Consider the following 15,754-nt stretch of genomic DNA (forward strand, 5'->3'; position numbering starts at 1 on the left):
ATGCCGAGGATCCGATAGGGCGGTCAACCCAGTTCGTCGAGCATCCGACGCTGTTCGGGGGTCAGTCCGTCGGAGAGTTCCGCGCGCGCGTCGGCGGTGGCGGGTGACTCCGCGGAGGGTGCCGTGGAAGCGGGCGCGGCGGTGGAGGCGGGCGCGGACCTCTTTCCGGAACCCGAGACCTTCGCCTGCACGACGTCGTACAGTTCATTCGCCTTCGCGCGGAGCCTGTCGTCGACCTGGTCGTAGATCATCCAGCCGAACAGCAGGAAGAGCGGGGGAAGCGCGTAGCTCCAGAATCCGGAGGCTCGGACGCCGCTCAGCCACACGACGGCCACCCAGATGATGAGCTCGACGAGGTAGACGAGGACGTACTGCACGACCTTCTCTCCGGTCTTCGTGCGGTCGGCGGCGGACTTGGCCGCGGCCTTGCGGAACGCGCCGGTGAGCAGCGGCTTCACGAAGAGCGCCGCAAGGGTGAGGACGACCGCGGCCCAGAGCGCGTTGAATCCTACCGAGACCCCGGCGGACAGCAGGCCGATGAGCAGCAGGACCGCCACGTTGAACACGTAGAACGCGGCGAATCGGACGATTCCGTTCTTCATTTGACCAGAATTCCACACTCTCGGGTGCCGCGGCATCTCCGATGGTGCAGACGGATCAGCGTGCAGGAAAGGCGCGTTCGACCGCATCCACCACCGCGCCGTAGACCGAGTCCCACGGAACCAGCGGGGGAGTCACACCGGCGAGCTCGAGGCTCACAGCGCCGTGCACCTGTGCCCAGACGGTGAGGGCGGCGGTCGCTACGTCCGGCTCATCGACGCGTGCCGCGAGTGCGCGCATCAGCGGAGCCATCGCCGTGCTCATGGTCGCCTCGTCGGGTCGGCAGTCCTCGGTCGCCACGCCCCCGCCGAACATCAGGCGGTAGAGCGCAGGGTTGGCCATCGCCCAGGACCGATAGGCGAGTCCGAGCGCGCGCAGCCCCTCGGACTCGGCCGTAGCCTGCGCCTCACCGAACGAGGCGAAGCCGTGCTCGATGACGGAGACGAGCAGCTCGGCCTTGCCACCGAACAGGGCGTAGACGGCCGAGGTCGACGTGCCGGCGTTCTGTGCGATATCGCGCAGGCTGATTCGCTCGGGCCCCTTGTCGTCGACCATCTCGGCTGTCGCGGCGAGCAGACGATCGCGCAGAGCGTCGTCGTACAGAGGAGGTCTTGCCATGCGATCGATCCTATCGTAACGTTGTTGCATAACGCAGTTACATAACGACGTTCCAAGGAGTGGCTCATGGCTCAGCAGGTCTTCCCCGGTCGATTCACCGCGGCCCCCGACCGATCGGATGTCACGGTCTTCCTGATCGGGATGCGTGCCAACCGCTGGTGGCAGCTCGGCAAGGTGTGGTGGACCGCCAGCAAGATGCCGCCGATGCTGCAGCACCTCGCGACACATCCGGACGCGGGGATGCTCGGTGCGCACAGCTGGTTCGGGCGCACGACGATCCTGCTGTCGTACTGGGAGAGTCCGGAGCACCTGCAGCGATTCGCGGCCGACCGCGATGCGCCGCATCTGCAGCCCTGGCGGGACTTCATGCGGACGCTGCAAGGCACGGGAAGCGTGGGCGTCTGGCATGAGACCTACCAGGTGCCCGTCGCCGACCTCGAGGCGGTGTACGTCGACATGCCGGCATTCGGGCTGGCGGCGGCCACGGCGCATGCGCCGGTCGGCTCCGGGACGAAGACAGCGCGCCAGCGACTGGGTCGCTGACGCGCTGTTCTCGTGAGGGGTCAGGCCTGCGGGTGCAGGCTGCTCTCGATGTTCGTGATGCGCGCCTGCTCGTCGAAGCGGAACGTCGCGGTTCCTGTCGCATCGGCGACCGTGGCGCCCGAGAAGGCCTCGTCGGCCCAGGTGAGGTTCCACCCGGCGAGGCGCGCGGCATCCCACACGGCCGTGCGGGCGTCGGGCAGAGCCACGGTCGAGAGGATGCGAGGGAGGACGATCGCGGCGGAGGCGACCGTGAGCGGCGGGAGCGGTGCATCGAGCAGGAACACCGCGTAGGTGCCACCGCCCACCGGAGCCAGGTAGTAGGGGGCGCGGCCGGTGAGCTCGACGGCCACCGTGCCGACGGTGTGGGCGGCGGCGGTGATCCACTCGGCGTCGCCCGCGGCGTCGGCGGGGAAGGGGAGCTCGGTCTCGCTCAGCTCGACGATGCCGTGCTGGACGCCGTAGTCGCGGAGCTGGGCTGCGACGCCTGCAGGGTCGCCCTGCGGGTGCGCCCACGCCCAGAGCAGCGATCGCGGCCCCGGAGCGATCGTCGCGACGAGGTGGGCGCGGGTGACGAGCTGGCGCGCGGAGTCGGCGTTCGACGTGAAGGTCAGCGTTCCGGCGGCCATGTCGGCATCCCAGCGGTTGTCGCCGAGGTCCTCGAGGGCGGTGGCCAGGGAATCCTGACGGAGGGCGGAGAACAGTGCAGCACGGTCTGCGAGCGGCTGGAGCGCGGCGAAGGTCATGCCCACAGTCTCGCCCGGATTGCTATGAATCCGCCAACTTCTCCTGTGCGGAGAGGGCACCTGCCGGCCGACCCATGCGCCACACGCTGGGCACGATCAGCGTTGCGACGGCGATCGACGCATAGAGGATCGCCGAGGTGACGAGCACCGTCTCGACGTCGCTGTGGGTGATCAGCCAGCCGTACACGAGAGTGCCGATCGGCATCACGACGTAGCTGCCGAGCATGTCGTAGCTCGAGACGCGCGAGAGCTTGTCTCCGGGGATGTTCTCCATCATCGCGAGGTTCCAGCCGGTGCTGAAGAGCTCGACGCCGGCACCCGCGATGAACGCGGCGATCGCCAGGAGGACCACGGCCGGGTGCACCCCGAGAACGGTCAGGGGAATCGCGAACGCGGCCATGCCGATCATCCCGTAGCGCAGCGGTCGCTTCAGGGGCAGCCACATCAGGATGAGGGTCATCAGCAGGATGCCGACGCCTTCGGCGCTGACGACCCACCCCCAGCCCGCGATGCCGAGTCGCTCGTCGTTCTTCGCGATGTACGGGCCGACGACACCCCACGCCCCGATGTGGATCGCGTTCATCACCATGAACGCGATCACGATGACCCAGAGCCACGTGCGGCCCCAGAACTCCTGCCAGCCGACGCGGAGGTCGTGGAACATCGTGGTCCCGCCGCCGTGATCGGGTGGCGGCAGCCGCACCATCGCGAGAACGGGGATCGCGATGACCCATCCGATCGCCTGCACGACCATCGCCCAGGCGGGCCCTGCGGTGGCGACCACGATGCCCGCGATGATCGGCCCGCCGATCGTCGTCGCCGAGCGCACGAACGAGAGCATGGCGTTGGCCTGCTGCAGGTGCTCAGCAGAGGTCAGCTGCGGGATGATGCCCTGCATCGCCGGCAGCACGAACGCGGTCGATGCGCCGTTGACGACAGAGAGCAGCGCCAGCAGCGGAACCGTGGCCGTGCCGGTGAACAGCAGCGCGGCCATGACCCCGACCGTGATGATGTCGATGACGTAGCAGGACTGGATGATCAGTGCCCGCGGGAGCCGGTCGGCTATCACCCCGCCGAACAGCAGGAACACGATGTTGCTGACCGTGAAGGCAGCCAGCACGAGCGACAGCGATCGCGCATCGTTGTCGATCTCCAGCACCGCGAAGGCGAGAGCGATCGACGACATCGAGCCGGCGATCAGGGTGATGGCTCGGGCGAGGAAGAACCAGCGGAATCCGCGGTCCTGCATCGCGGCGAGGGCGCGGATCATGACGGCGCCTCGCTTCTCTGCATCCGTCAATCCTGCCACGCCCCTGGCCGGGCGGTCGGCGTCAGTAGCTGGCGCGGGCGGCGTCGTCGGAGGCCGGGATGAAGCGCGCGGCGAGAGCCTCGGATGCTCGTGCGAGCATCGCCACGTCGGCGCCGACGGCCACGAAATCGGCGCCGGCTGCGATGTACGAATCGGCGGTGGCGGGGTCGAAGGCGTTCACGCCCACGGGAGTGCCCGCGCCCTTGACTGCAGCGAAGACCCGCTCGACCGCGCCGACGACATCAGGGTGCGTCTGCTGGCCGAGGAGCCCCATCGATGCCGAGAGGTCGGACGGGCCGACGAACACCGCATCCACGCCGTCGACCGAAGCGATCTCGGCGGCGGCGTCGACTCCGGCCCTCGTCTCGATCTGCACGGTCAGCGAGGTGTGCCGTGCCGAATCCTGCAGGTAGCCGTCGACGCGGTTCCAGCGGGCGCTGCGGGCGAGCGCGCTGCCGACTCCGCGCACACCGTGCGGCGGGTAGCGCGTCGCGGCGACCGCGGCGCGCGCTTCATCGGCAGACGACACCATCGGGACGATGATGTTCTGCGCACCGAGGTCGAGGACCTGCTTGATCGCGACGGCATCGTTGAACGGGACGCGCACGACGGGGACGATGGGGTAGGCGGCCGCGACCTGCAGCTGCAGCAGAGTGGACTCGAGCGTGTTGGCCGAGTGCTCCATGTCGATGAGCAGCCAGTCGAGACCGGATCCGGCGGCGACCTCGGTGACGAGCGGGCTGCCCGAGCACGCCCACATCCCGACGAGCGATCGGTCGGAGGCGGCGAGCTGCTCGCGGAAGGAGGGGCTCAGATGAAGCGGCATGCGATCGTTCCCATCGGTCCGTAGTCGCACAGCACCTCGTCGCCGCGCGACACCCACATCGGGCGTGTGAACGATCCTGCCAGGATGATCTCCCCGGCCTCGAGCCGCGCGCCGTGCTGGTGGAACTTGTTCGCGAGCCACGCCACACCTGTCGCCGGATGACCGAGCACACCGGCCGCGACGCCGGTCTCCTCGATCTCGCCGTTGCGTGACAGCACTCCGGGCACCCAGCGCAGGTCGATCTCGTCCGGGCGTTTGCGCACCGTGCCGAGGACCATCGCGCCGTACGCGGCGTTGTCGCTGATCGTGTCGACGATCGTCCGGCCCTCGAGCTCGATGTGCGAGTTCAGCACCTCGAGCGCCGGAACCGCGTAGTCGATCGCCGCGAGTGCGTCCTCGAGCGTGCAGTCAGGGCCCTCGAGCGGATGCTTGAGCACGAACGCGAGCTCGACCTCGATGCGCACGTTCGAGAAGTGGTCGACCGGGATCTCGGCGCCGGACTCGTAGACGGTGTCGTCGAACATCACGCCGTAGTCGGGCTCGGTGATGCCCGTGGCCTGCTGCATCGCCTTCGACGTCAGCCCGATCTTGCGACCGACGAGACGACGCCCTGTGGCGATCTGCGAATCGCGCCACACGCCCTGGATCGCATACGAGTCCTCGACGGTGGCCTCGGGGTAGCGCGCTGTGATGCGCGGGATCACCGCGTGGTTCCGGTCGGCCTCGGCCAGTTCCGCGGCGATCTGCGCGACGGTGTCTGCTGACAGCATCCGTTCCTGCTTCCTGTGGGTGCGTTTCGTCTCGGTGCTTCGTGCCCCGCTCGATGAGCGGGGCACGAAGCGTCTCAGAGCTGGTGACCGAGCTTGTACTCGCCCTGCTTGTACTCGGGCATGTCCTTGTCGTCGTCCGGGCGGGTGTACGAGAACCCGTCCGCCCCGATCGTCACGGCCATCTCGGAGTCGTCGGTGCGAGCCACGACGGGCTGGGGGTTGCCGTCGAGGTCGAGCACGAGCGAGGCCTCGGTGTACCAGGAGGGCACGACCGGGTTGCCCCACCAGTCGCGGCGCTGGTTGTCATGCACGTCCCACGTGATGACGGGGTTGTCGGGGTCGCCGGTGTAGTAGTCCTGCGTGTACACCTCGACGCGGTGGCCGTCGGGGTCGCGCAGGTACAGGTAGAACGCGTTCGAGACGCCGTGGCGGCCGGGGCCGCGCTCGATGGCGTCGGAGCGGCGCAGGGCTCCGAGCTTGTCGCAGATCGCGAGGATGTTGTGCTTCTCGTGGGTCGCGAAGCACACGTGGTGCATGCGCGGTCCGTCGCCGCCGGTCATCGCCGTGTCGTGCACGGTCGGCTTGCGGCGCATCCACGCCGCGTAGACGGTGCCCTCGTCGTCCTGGATGTCCTCCGTGACGCGGAAGCCCAGATCCTGCATGAACTTGACCGCACGGGGGACGTCGGGGGTGACCTGGTTGAAGTGGTCGAGACGCACGAGCTCGCCCGGGATGTGCAGGTCGTAGCGCCACGACATGCGCTCGACGTGGTCGGACTGGTGGAAGAACTCGATCGGGAAGCCGAGCGGGTCGACCACGCGCACCGAGTCGCCGACGCCCTTGACGAAGCCGTCGGGGTTGCGGCGCACGTCACAGCCGAGCTCGGTGTAGAACGCGACGGCCCGGTCGAGGTCGGAGGCGTCGCGGACGCGGTACGAGAACGCGGCGACTGCGGCGATCGGGCCCTTGCGCAGCACGAGATTGTGGTGGATGAACTCCTCCGTCGAGCGGAGGTAGATCGCCTCGTCGTCCTCCTCGGTGACGTACAGGCCCAGGACGTCGACATAGAACACCCGCGAGGCGGCGAGGTCGGTCACGACCAGTTCCATGTAGGCGCAACGGAGCACATCCGGAGGCGTGCTCTCGGGCGTCGCGATGGGGTTGTCGGTCTGGATCGGAGCCTCCTGGCTCACGTAGTAGCCCGATGAGGTCAGCGTCTTCGCAGTCTTGTCGGTCATGTCAGGGTCCTTGATCAGTTCTTGCCGAAGGTCGGGTTGTGAGCGCCGCCGAGCGTGATGTGCACGCTCTGCTGGTCGGTGTAGAAGTCGATCGACCGGTAGCCGCCCTCGTGGCCGAGGCCCGAGGCCTTGACGCCGCCGAACGGGGTGCGCAGGTCGCGCACGTTGTTGCTGTTCAGCCACACCATGCCGGCCTCGACGGACTGCGCGAAGTTGTGCGCGCGCTTCAGATCGTTCGTCCAGATGTAGGCGGCGAGGCCGTACTTCGTGTTGTTCGCGAGGGCGAGCGCCTCGTCGTCGGAGTCGAACGGGGTGATCGCGACGACCGGACCGAAGATCTCCTCCTGGAAGATGCGGGCGTCGGGGGAGACGTCCGCGAACACCGTGGGGGCGACGAAGTTGCCCTCGTCGAATCCTTCGGGGCGTCCTCCACCGGCGACGAGCCGACCCTCGGTCTTGCCGATCTCGACGTAGCTCATCACCTTGTCGTAGTGCTCGGGGTGCACGAGGGCGCCGACCTCGGTCGCGGGGTCGTGCGGGTAGCCGACCTTGACGCGCTTCGCCTGCGCGGCGTACTTCTCGACGAACTCCTCGTAGATCGAGCGCTCGACGAGGATGCGGGATCCTGCGGTGCAGCGCTCGCCGTTGAGCGAGAAGACACCGAAGATCGTGGCGTCGACCGCCGCTTCGAGGTCGGCGTCGGCGAAGACGACGGCGGGCGACTTGCCGCCGAGCTCCATCGAGAGTCCCTTGAGGAACGGGGCGGCGTTGCCGAAGATCAGCTGTCCGGTCGAGCTCTCGCCCGTGAACGAGATGAGCGGCACGTCCGGATGCTTCACGAGCGCGTCTCCGGCATCCTCGCCGAGGCCGTTCACGAGGTTGAAGACCCCCTTCGGCAGACCGGCCTCCTCGAAGATCCCGGCCCAGAGCGAGGCGGAGAGAGGTGTGAACTCGGCGGGCTTGAGCACCACGGTGTTGCCGGTCGCGAGTGCGGGGCCGAGCTTCCATGACTCGAGCATGAAGGGCGTGTTCCACGGCGTGATGAGCCCCGCGACGCCGATCGGCTTGCGGTTGACGTAGTTCATCTGCTTGCCGGGCACCTTGAAGGCGTCATCGGACTGCGCGACGATCAGATCGGCGAAGAAGCGGAAGTTCTCGGCGGCGCGGCGGGCCTGGCCGAGGGCCTGGGTGATCGGGAGGCCCGAGTCGTAGGACTCGAGCTCTGCCAGACGGGCATCGCGCGACTCGACGAGGTCGGCGATCCTGTGCAGCACGCGCGAGCGCTCACGGGGGAGCATCCGCGGCCACGGGCCCTCGTCGAACGCGCGCTTCGCTGCGGCGACGGCGAGCTCGATGTCGGCCTTCTTGCCGGCGGCGGCCGTCGTGTAGGTCTTGTTGGTCACGGGGTCGAGCACATCGAACGTGTCGCCGTCGACCGAGTCGACGAACGCGCCGTCGATGTAGTGCTGGATGTGGTCGGGCAGATCGGCGGGGATGCGGGAATCGGTCATGACTCGTCTCCTGAGTTGTGGTGAGAACGGGCGTGCAGCGCGTCGAGGAACGCGTCCCTCGTGCGCAGCCTGTGGTTGCGGGCGGCGAGTTCGATCTCGAGCGGGTCGGCACCCGCTCGGATGAGCTCGAGGATCTGGGTGTGCTCTTCGACCGAGTGCTGCGCGCGGCCCGGCACATAGGCGAACGTCGAGTCGCGGATGCCGGACAGTCGCGCCCAGCCGCGGTGGACGAGGTCGAGCAGATGCGGGTTCGGGCACGGCTCGAAGAGCAGCGAATGGAACTGCCGGTTGAGCTCGGTGAACGCGTGCGCATCGAGGTGACCGAGCATCTGCGTCATCCGCTCGTTGACCGCCTCGGCCGCATCGAGCGTCTCGGAGTCGAGCAGCGGTGCCGAGAGGGCGGTGGCCGCGCCTTCGACGAGCCCGAGCGTCTGCATGGTGTGCGCGTACTCGCTCTCGTCGACGAGGGTGACGCGGGCGCCGACGTTGCGCTCGAAGGTCACGAGGCCTTCGGCTTCGAGGCGGCGGATGGCTTCGCGCACCGGCACGACGCTCATGCCGAGCTCTTCGGCCAGCGACCCCAGAACGAGGCGGTAGCCGGGGCCGAACGTGTGGCCGGAGATGCGCGAACGGATCCAGACGTACGCCTGCTCCGATTTGCTCGAGTTCGCGACCGTGGTCATGAGCGGGACCCGGTGTCGGACCCTGCGCCCGTCGCGGCCTCGTATCTGGCGCGCCATTCCGCATTGAGCGGGAACAGCCCGTCGACGGGGTGCCCGGCCGCGACCTGCTCGGCGATCCAGGCGTCCTCGATCTCCTGCGCGAGAGTGTCGTCGGCGATCTGCTCGGCGAGAGCGGGCGGGATGGCGATGACGCCGTCGCTGTCGCCGACGATGATGTCGCCGGGCTGCACGGTCGCGCCGCCGCAGGAGATGGTGATGTCGGAGTCCCACGGCACGTGCTTGCGGCCGAGGACCGAGGGGTGCGCGCCCTGCGAGAACACCGGGAGCCCGATCTCGGTGACCGCGTCGAAGTCGCGCACACCGCCGTCGGTGACGACGCCGGCTGCGCCGCGGGCACGAGCGCGCAGCGCGAGGATGTCACCGAGCGTGCCTGTGGTCGCATCGCCGCGGGCCTCGATCACGATGATCTCGCCCTCGTCGACGGCGTCGAACGCGCGCTTCTGGGCGTTGTAGCCGCCTCCGTGGGTCCTGAAGAGGTCTTCACGGAACGGGACGAAGCGCAGCGTCTTGGCCGTGCCGACGATCTTGCTGCCCGGGATGTTCGCGGCCACCCCGTCGATGAAGCACGAGTGGTGTCCTCGTTTGCGCAGCTGCGCCGAGAGACCGGCGGTGGGGGCCTCGAGCAGCTTGGCGCGCAGCTCGGGGGAGAGGGCCGGCGCTGTCGCCTCGGCGGGCAGGCCGGCCTCTTCGCGCGACCCCCAGGCCTCGGTGCGCTGCAGGTCGTCGACGGCCGGAAGCGATCCGAGATCGCCGTCGAAGGGCACGTCGCCCTGTGTCACCGTCGTGACGAGCCGACCGGAGGACGGCGCGCCCGGGGCATCCGGAGCATCGACCTCGATCTCGACCACGTCACCCGGGACGATCACGGAGGACCCAGCGGGGGTGCCGGTGAGGATGACGTCGCCCGGTTCGAGTGTGAAGTGCTGAGAGAGATCCGCGACGAGCTGAGCCAGAGGGAAGATGAGTCCGGCCGTGGTGTCGTCCTGACGCAGGTCGCCGTTGACCCAGGCGCGCACGCGCAGTGCGGCGGGATCGACGATGCGGGCGTCGATGAGCTCCGGGCCGAGAGGCGTGTAGCCATCGCCGCCCTTGGAGCGCACGTTCGAGCCCTTGTCGTTGGCGCGCAGGTCGTAGAGCCCCAGGTCGTTCGAGGCGGTGACCCAGCCGACGTGGCTCCAGGCGTCGTCGAGCGAGACGCGACGCGCGGGGGTCCCGATCACGAGCGCGATCTCCCCCTCGAAGGCGAGGAGCTCCGTGCCGGCCGGGCGTTCGACCGTGCCGCCCGAGGCGGCGACCGAACTGGCCGGCTTGAAGAAGTAGGAGGGGGCTGCGGGGCGACGGCCGCGCTGATCGGCACGGGAGGCGTAGCTCAGGTGGATCGCGATGATCTTGCCGGGGCGGGTCATGGATGCCGTCACGGGGCGCCTCCTCGCGCTTTGGTCGACGCCTTGTGCGTCGTATTCGAAATCATATATCATCGTGTCACCCCTCGGCAAGCAACTCGAACACCTCGTGCGCGAGCCGTGACAATGCGGTCACAATCAAAGGAGACACCCCATGAGCGGGCAGTCACAGGCTGGGTTCACGCCCACCGGAACCATCGCGACACCGGCGGATCGGCGCCGCGTCGTCTTCGCCACCGTCGTCGGCACCACCGTCGAGTGGTACGACTTCTTCATCTACGCCACGGCCGTCGGCCTGGTCTTCGGGCAGCTGTTCTTCGAGCCGCTCGGAGCGAACAGCGCCATCGTCGCGTTCGCGACCGTCGGCGTGAGCTTCCTCTTCCGTCCTCTCGGGGCGTTCCTCGCCGGCCACTACGGTGACAAGTTCGGCCGCAAGGCCGTGCTCATGTGGACCCTGATCCTGATGGGTGCCGCGACCGCCCTCATCGGTGTGCTGCCGACATACGACGCGATCGGTGTCGCTGCGCCGATCCTGCTGGTGCTGCTGCGCATCCTGCAGGGCATCTCGGCCGGTGGCGAGTGGGGCGGCGCGGTGCTGATGGCCGTCGAGCACGCTCCCAAGGCGAAGCGCGGGATCTTCGGCGCATCGCCGCAGATCGGCGTGCCGCTCGGCCTGCTGCTCGCGTCGGGAGTGATGGCGCTGATGACGGCGATCGCACCGGGAGATCAGTTCCTGCAGTGGGGCTGGCGCATCCCGTTCCTCCTGAGCGTCGTCCTGATCCTCGTCGGCTACTACGTGCGCCGGAAGGTCGAGGAGAGCCCGGTCTTCATCGAGCTCGCGGAGCGCAAGGAGAAGGCGAGCATGCCGATCGTGCAGCTGTTCCGCAAGCACCTCCTGCTCGTGATCGTCGCTGCACTCGTCTTCGCCGGCAACAACGCGGTCGGCTACATGACGACCGGTGGATACATCCAGGGATACGCCACCAACCCCGAGGGCCCGATCGGCCTCGAGCGCGGACCCGTGCTGTGGGCGGTCACCGGGTCGGCCGTCACGTGGCTCATCACGACTCTCATCGCAGGGTGGCTGTCGGACCGCATCGGCCGACGCACCACCTACATCATCGGCTGGGTGATGCAGCTCGTCGGTGTGTTCGCGCTGTTCCCGCTCGTCAACACCGGCGACGTCGGGCTGCTCTTCGCAGGGCTCGCGATCCTGACGATCGGTCTCGGCTTCACGTACGGACCTCAGGCGGCTCTCTACACCGAGCTCTTCCCTGCGAGCATCCGCTTCTCGGGCGTCTCGATCTCGTACGCCATCGGCGCGATCGCCGGCGGGGCGTTCGCGCCGACCATCGCGACCGCGATCGTGCAGGCCACCGGTTCGACGCAGGCCGTCACCTGGTACCTCGCCGGCATGACACTGCTCGGACTCATCGCGACGCTGCTGCTGCGTGATCGCTCCGGCATCCCCCTGGGTCCGGATCACGAGGAGGAGCAGTCGGTGAGCCCGATCCGTGGGCTCGCCAAGGTCTGACGCACGCCCTCACGCCGAACGCACGTCCGCCTCGCGGGCGTGCGTTCGGCTTATCTGCGACTCAGCCGTCGAGGGCTTCGCGGATCGATGCTGCAGAGCGTCGCAGACGCGCCGCGATCTCTGCGTCGTCGAGGTCGGTGGCGACATGCACGACCGCGATCGCCGCAGGGCGCTGACCGCGAAGCGCGAGCGGCACGGCGACCGACTGCACGGTGGGGATGACCTCGTCGTGACTCGTCGCGTATCCGCGCACGCGCGCCTCGTCGACCTCTGCGTGCAGGGCCGCGCGGGCATCACCCGGCCATTGCGAGATCGGGAGCTGCGTGAGGATCGCCTTGCCAGGTGCCCCCACCGTGACCGGATGCCGGGCGCCCGGCCGCTGTGCGACGCTCGCGATCGCGTGACGAGGCTCGATGCTCGCGAGTGTGATGCAGTCGTCTCCGTCGAGCACGCCGAGGAAGCAGGTCATGCCGAGTTCGTTCGCGATCGCGGTCAGCTCGGGGATCGCCTCGGCCTGCAGATCGTGGGCGACGCCGGCGGCCAGCGCTGCCATGCGCGGGCCCAGCGTCACAGCGCCTGACGCGTCTCTCCCGATCAGTCGGTGGTCTTCCAGCGTGCGCAGCAGCCGGTATGCGACCGAGCGATGGACGTCGAGTCTCACGGCGATCTCGTCGATCGTGAGCGGGATCCGCGCATCGGCGAGCACCTCGAGGATCCGGATGCCACGGCTGAGGGTCTGCGAGGCCGGAGTGCCTTCGGGCATGCGTGCGCTCCCTTGCGTTTCGGGACAGGCGTCCCTAAGCTGTGTTCAATAGTAGAACGTCGTGTTCGAATATAGAACACGATCGATTCGATCGCAACACCCGACAGTGACGTCCGGAAGGAATCGACGACGATGCAGTTCCACCACCACGGCTATGTCTCGGGAGACCCGCGTGTGAAGGATGCCGCAGGCATCGGCACCGAGCGGCCCGCAGACATCCCCGACGAGATCGATGTGCTGATCGTCGGCTCCGGCCCCGCCGGCATGCTGCTCGCCGCCCAGATGTCGCAATACCCCGATGTCTCGACGCGCATCATCGAGAAGCGCGAGGGTCGTCTGGTGCTCGGCCAGGCAGACGGCATCCAGCCGCGGAGCGTCGAGACGTTCCAGGCGTTCGGCTTCGCCGAGCGCATCATCGCGGAGGCCTACAACATCGGCTGGATGAACTTCTGGGGCCCGAACCCCGAGCGGCCGAACGAGATCGTCCGCACCTCGCGGACCGCCGACTACGCCTACGACATCTGCGAGTTCCCGCACCTGATCGTCAACCAGGCGCGCGTGCTCGACTACTTCGCCGAGGCCGCGGTGAACGGCCCTGGCCGCATCGCCCCCGACTACGGCATCGAGTTCGCAGGACTCACCGTGCACGACGAGGGCGAGTACCCGGTCGAGGTCTCGCTGCGCTACGTCGCGGGTGAGCGGGCGGGGGAGGAGCGCACGATCCGTGCCAAGTACGTCGCCGGGTGCGACGGCGCGCGCAGCGGCGTACGCCAGGCGATCGGACGCACGCACGTCGGCGGCAGCGCCGCGCACGCCTGGGGTGTCATGGACGTGCTCGTCAACACGGACTTCCCCGACTGGCGCACCAAGTGCGCGATCAACTCGGAGGCGGGCAACATCCTGCACATCCCTCGCGAGGGCGGCTACCTCAGCCGCATGTACATCGACCTCGGCGAGGTCGCCGAGGACGACGACCACCGCGTGCGCCAGACGCCGATCGACGAGATCATTGCCAAGGCGAACGCGATCCTCAGCCCCTACACGCTCGATGTGAAGGAGGTCGCCTGGCACAGCGTCTACGAGGTCGGGCACTGGGTCACCGACGGGTTCGACGACGTGATCGACGGGTCGGGCCGCACGCCGCGAGTGTTCCTCACGGGCGATGCCTGCCACACGCACAGCGCCAAGGCGGGCCAGGGCATGAACGTGTCGATGCAGGACGGCTTCAACCTCGGGTGGAAGCTCGGGTCGGTGCTCACCGGGCGCGCGCCCGAGGCGCTGCTCGCGACATACGGTGCCGAGCGTCGGCCCGTCGCCCAGCAGCTCATCGACTTCGACCGGGAGTGGTCGACGCTCATGGCGCGCAAGCCCTCGGAGATCACCGACCCGACCGACCTCGCGACGTACTATCTCGCCACGGCCGAGTTCCCCTCCGGGTTCATGACCCAGTACACGTCGTCGATGATCACCGGCTCGGACGCGCATCAGAGTCTCGCGGTCGGCTACCCGCTCGGCAAGCGCTTCAAGTCCGCCGAGGTCGTGAGGGTCGGCGACGGCAACGCGATCCACCTCGGCCACCACGCGAAGGCCGACGGTCGCTGGCGCGTGTACGCCTTCGCGGGCCGCGAAGCCGCGACGCTCGACGCGTGGGCGGCCGCAGCTGCGCCCGTCTTCGAACGGTTCACGCCCGCAGATGCCGACACCGATGCGGTGTTCGATGTGAAGGCGATCTACCAGCAGCCGTATGAAGAGATCGAGGTGACCTCGACTCCGGCTCTGTTCCAGCCGAAGACCGGTCCGCTCGGGCTCACCGACTGGGAGAAGGTCTATGCGGCGGGGCCGTCGAAGTGGACGGAGACCGACATCTTCGACGCGCGGGAGCTGTCGCGCGACGGCGTCGTGATCGTGGTGCGTCCCGACCAGTACGTCGCCGCGATCCTGCCCTTGGAGGCGACGGACCAGTTGGGGGACTTCTTCGGCGGGGCACTGCTGCCGGCATCCTGACTCTGCCGCGGGGGCCCTGGGTCCTTCGGGAGGAGATATCCCCTCGGGAGGAGGATCTCCAGCGGGATCTCCTCCCGAGGCGCAGTTCTCCTCCCGAGGGCGTACGGGTGCGGCGACGCACTGGTCGGGGAGACGGCTCGCGAGGGCCGGATGCCTCGCACGGGTCGGATGCCTCGCACGAGCGAGTCATCTCCGGCGAGTGAGGCACCTCTGGCGAGCGTCGGAGCCCGCGCGTACTCTGAGGGCCGATGGGCGAAGTCGCCCCGACAGGAGGAGCGTGTGATGGACTGGAAGATCGAGCTGATCTTCGTCCCGGTCTCGGATGTCGACCGGTCGAAGGAGTTCTACGAGAAGATCGGTTTCCATGCCGATCACGATCAGGTTCCCTACGAGGGCCTGCGGTTCGTGCAGATGACCCCGCCCGGCTCAGCCTGCTCGATCGCCTTCGGCACCAATCTGGGCGAGGGGCTGCTGCCCGGGCAGCAGAACACGATCCAGGTCGTCGTTCCGGATGCCGATGAGGCGCTCGCCCATCTTCAGGGGCTCGGGGTCGCAGCGCAGGGTGTCGATGAGCAGGCGTGGGGCCGGTTCGTGACCTTCGACGACCCCGACGGCAACACGTGGACGCTGCAGGAGCTGCCGGACTACAGCGCTCAGGCCTGAGTTCCGCGGGCGTCGAGTTCAGCGTCCGGCGATTGAGAACAGTGCCTCGGGTGCGCCCGAGGGGAACAGCACTCGTGCGCCGGAGCGGATGTCGTCGATGGGCACCCAGCGCACAGGGCTGCCCTCGTCGAGGATGCGGAGCTCGGCGTCCAGGGGCACCGCGTCCAGCTCCGAACAGGTCACGGCGAAGACGTGGGCGATCTCGTGTCCGGGTTCGCCCTCGTACGTGAAGATGTTCTCGAAGACGCCGAGTGGCTCGGCATCCTCGAGTGTGACGCCGAGCTCTTCCATGAATTCACGGCGCAGCGCGTCGCCCGCCGTCTCGCCGAACTCGATGCCTCCGCCGATCGCGCGCAGGAAATCGAGCCGGCGCGAGCTGTCGTGTCCCTCGAGGGCGAGCAGGTGCCCGTCCTTCACAGGCAGGCCGACAGCGATGTTCCGGATGGCAGGCATCCCGGAACACTAACGCACCGCCGGGCTCGGAGG

General features: G+C 68.3%; 16 protein-coding genes. 4 read left to right on the forward strand and 12 right to left on the reverse strand.

Features of this window, described 5'->3' with window-relative positions; translation table 11 throughout:
* Window positions 1–23: 23 nt before the first annotated feature.
* Together RU09_RS08145 and RU09_RS08150 are read right to left on the reverse strand one after the other, a co-directional pair.
* Complete coding sequence (locus tag RU09_RS08145) at window positions 24–602, reverse strand: hypothetical protein (protein ID WP_042539335.1); 579 nt, start codon at window positions 600–602, stop codon at window positions 24–26.
* Between the two features lie 55 nt (window positions 603–657).
* Window positions 658–1,218: a TetR/AcrR family transcriptional regulator gene (locus RU09_RS08150; RefSeq protein ID WP_042539337.1), complete on the reverse strand. Its 561-nt coding sequence runs from the start codon at window positions 1,216–1,218 to the stop codon at window positions 658–660.
* A gap of 66 nt (window positions 1,219–1,284) precedes the next feature.
* On the opposite strand from RU09_RS08150, the gene RU09_RS08155 reads away from it, so the two are divergent.
* Window positions 1,285–1,761 (forward strand): DUF4188 domain-containing protein, encoded by a 477-nt coding sequence (locus tag RU09_RS08155; protein WP_042539338.1) that lies wholly within the window; start codon window positions 1,285–1,287, stop codon window positions 1,759–1,761.
* 20 nt (window positions 1,762–1,781) lie between these two features.
* Here RU09_RS08155 and RU09_RS08160 read toward each other — a convergent pair whose 3' ends face one another.
* The 8 genes from RU09_RS08160 to RU09_RS08195 all read right to left on the reverse strand — a co-directional run bounded on the left by RU09_RS08160 (window position 1,782) and on the right by RU09_RS08195 (window position 10,307).
* A complete protein-coding gene (locus tag RU09_RS08160; RefSeq protein WP_042539473.1) occupies window positions 1,782–2,504 on the reverse strand; it encodes a DUF6882 domain-containing protein in 723 nt (240 codons plus the stop codon).
* A 22-nt stretch (window positions 2,505–2,526) separates the two neighbouring features.
* Window positions 2,527–3,774 (reverse strand): MFS transporter, encoded by a 1,248-nt coding sequence (locus tag RU09_RS08165; protein WP_042539340.1) that lies wholly within the window; start codon window positions 3,772–3,774, stop codon window positions 2,527–2,529.
* A 61-nt stretch (window positions 3,775–3,835) separates the two neighbouring features.
* On the reverse strand, window positions 3,836–4,639 hold the full coding sequence (locus tag RU09_RS08170) for an HpcH/HpaI aldolase family protein (protein WP_042539342.1): 804 nt from the start codon (window positions 4,637–4,639) through the stop codon (window positions 3,836–3,838).
* Window positions 4,624–5,409, reverse strand: a complete 786-nt coding sequence (locus RU09_RS08175; protein ID WP_042539344.1) for a fumarylacetoacetate hydrolase family protein — start codon at window positions 5,407–5,409, stop codon at window positions 4,624–4,626. Before RU09_RS08175 ends, RU09_RS08170 begins: the two co-directional genes overlap by 16 nt.
* A 74-nt stretch (window positions 5,410–5,483) precedes the next feature.
* Window positions 5,484–6,647, reverse strand: a complete 1,164-nt coding sequence (gene hpaD, locus RU09_RS08180; protein WP_042539346.1) for a 3,4-dihydroxyphenylacetate 2,3-dioxygenase — start codon at window positions 6,645–6,647, stop codon at window positions 5,484–5,486.
* 14 nt (window positions 6,648–6,661) lie between these two features.
* Complete coding sequence (gene hpaE / locus RU09_RS08185; protein ID WP_042539348.1) at window positions 6,662–8,158, reverse strand: 5-carboxymethyl-2-hydroxymuconate semialdehyde dehydrogenase; 1,497 nt, start codon at window positions 8,156–8,158, stop codon at window positions 6,662–6,664.
* Window positions 8,155–8,841, reverse strand: a complete 687-nt coding sequence (locus RU09_RS08190) for a GntR family transcriptional regulator (RefSeq protein ID WP_042539350.1) — start codon at window positions 8,839–8,841, stop codon at window positions 8,155–8,157. Before RU09_RS08190 ends, hpaE begins: the two co-directional genes overlap by 4 nt.
* Window positions 8,838–10,307, reverse strand: a complete 1,470-nt coding sequence (locus RU09_RS08195) for a fumarylacetoacetate hydrolase family protein (protein ID WP_042539352.1) — start codon at window positions 10,305–10,307, stop codon at window positions 8,838–8,840. Before RU09_RS08195 ends, RU09_RS08190 begins: the two co-directional genes overlap by 4 nt.
* Before the next feature lie 151 nt (window positions 10,308–10,458).
* Between RU09_RS08195 and RU09_RS08200 the strand changes: the two genes are divergently transcribed.
* Window positions 10,459–11,838, forward strand: coding sequence for an MFS transporter (locus RU09_RS08200; RefSeq protein ID WP_042539354.1), 1,380 nt, complete (start codon window positions 10,459–10,461; stop codon window positions 11,836–11,838).
* 61 nt (window positions 11,839–11,899) lie between these two features.
* Here RU09_RS08200 and RU09_RS08205 read toward each other — a convergent pair whose 3' ends face one another.
* On the reverse strand, window positions 11,900–12,601 hold the full coding sequence (locus RU09_RS08205; protein ID WP_042539356.1) for an IclR family transcriptional regulator: 702 nt from the start codon (window positions 12,599–12,601) through the stop codon (window positions 11,900–11,902).
* A gap of 132 nt (window positions 12,602–12,733) precedes the next feature.
* On the opposite strand from RU09_RS08205, the gene RU09_RS08210 reads away from it, so the two are divergent.
* Together RU09_RS08210 and RU09_RS08215 are read left to right on the forward strand one after the other, a co-directional pair.
* On the forward strand, window positions 12,734–14,605 hold the full coding sequence (locus RU09_RS08210; RefSeq protein ID WP_042539358.1) for an FAD-dependent monooxygenase: 1,872 nt from the start codon (window positions 12,734–12,736) through the stop codon (window positions 14,603–14,605).
* Between the two features lie 282 nt (window positions 14,606–14,887).
* Window positions 14,888–15,268 (forward strand): VOC family protein, encoded by a 381-nt coding sequence (locus RU09_RS08215; protein ID WP_042539360.1) that lies wholly within the window; start codon window positions 14,888–14,890, stop codon window positions 15,266–15,268.
* An 18-nt stretch (window positions 15,269–15,286) separates the two neighbouring features.
* On the opposite strand, the gene RU09_RS08220 is transcribed toward RU09_RS08215, so the two are convergent.
* Window positions 15,287–15,721 (reverse strand): NUDIX hydrolase, encoded by a 435-nt coding sequence (locus RU09_RS08220; protein WP_042539362.1) that lies wholly within the window; start codon window positions 15,719–15,721, stop codon window positions 15,287–15,289.
* Window positions 15,722–15,754 lie beyond the last annotated feature (33 nt).

Source organism: Microbacterium sp. MEJ108Y (genome assembly GCF_000834175.1).
Taxonomy (GTDB): domain Bacteria; phylum Actinomycetota; class Actinomycetes; order Actinomycetales; family Microbacteriaceae; genus Microbacterium; species Microbacterium forte.

Bases quoted from the DNA above. Each gene is read 5' to 3' on its own strand.
- RU09_RS08145 (WP_042539335.1), bottom strand. From the start codon at position 602: ATGAAGAACGGAATCGTCCGATTCGCCGCGTTCTACGTGTTCAACGTG.
- RU09_RS08150 (WP_042539337.1), bottom strand. From the start codon at position 1,218: ATGGCAAGACCTCCTCTGTACGACGACGCTCTGCGCGATCGTCTGCTC.
- RU09_RS08155 (WP_042539338.1), top strand. From the start codon at position 1,285: ATGGCTCAGCAGGTCTTCCCCGGTCGATTCACCGCGGCCCCCGACCGA.
- RU09_RS08160 (WP_042539473.1), bottom strand. From the start codon at position 2,504: ATGACCTTCGCCGCGCTCCAGCCGCTCGCAGACCGTGCTGCACTGTTC.
- RU09_RS08165 (WP_042539340.1), bottom strand. From the start codon at position 3,774: ATGATCCGCGCCCTCGCCGCGATGCAGGACCGCGGATTCCGCTGGTTC.
- RU09_RS08170 (WP_042539342.1), bottom strand. From the start codon at position 4,639: ATGCCGCTTCATCTGAGCCCCTCCTTCCGCGAGCAGCTCGCCGCCTCC.
- RU09_RS08175 (WP_042539344.1), bottom strand. From the start codon at position 5,409: ATGCTGTCAGCAGACACCGTCGCGCAGATCGCCGCGGAACTGGCCGAG.
- hpaD (WP_042539346.1), bottom strand. From the start codon at position 6,647: ATGACCGACAAGACTGCGAAGACGCTGACCTCATCGGGCTACTACGTG.
- hpaE (WP_042539348.1), bottom strand. From the start codon at position 8,158: ATGACCGATTCCCGCATCCCCGCCGATCTGCCCGACCACATCCAGCAC.
- RU09_RS08190 (WP_042539350.1), bottom strand. From the start codon at position 8,841: ATGACCACGGTCGCGAACTCGAGCAAATCGGAGCAGGCGTACGTCTGG.
- RU09_RS08195 (WP_042539352.1), bottom strand. From the start codon at position 10,307: ATGACCCGCCCCGGCAAGATCATCGCGATCCACCTGAGCTACGCCTCC.
- RU09_RS08200 (WP_042539354.1), top strand. From the start codon at position 10,459: ATGAGCGGGCAGTCACAGGCTGGGTTCACGCCCACCGGAACCATCGCG.
- RU09_RS08205 (WP_042539356.1), bottom strand. From the start codon at position 12,601: ATGCCCGAAGGCACTCCGGCCTCGCAGACCCTCAGCCGTGGCATCCGG.
- RU09_RS08210 (WP_042539358.1), top strand. From the start codon at position 12,734: ATGCAGTTCCACCACCACGGCTATGTCTCGGGAGACCCGCGTGTGAAG.
- RU09_RS08215 (WP_042539360.1), top strand. From the start codon at position 14,888: ATGGACTGGAAGATCGAGCTGATCTTCGTCCCGGTCTCGGATGTCGAC.
- RU09_RS08220 (WP_042539362.1), bottom strand. From the start codon at position 15,721: ATGCCTGCCATCCGGAACATCGCTGTCGGCCTGCCTGTGAAGGACGGG.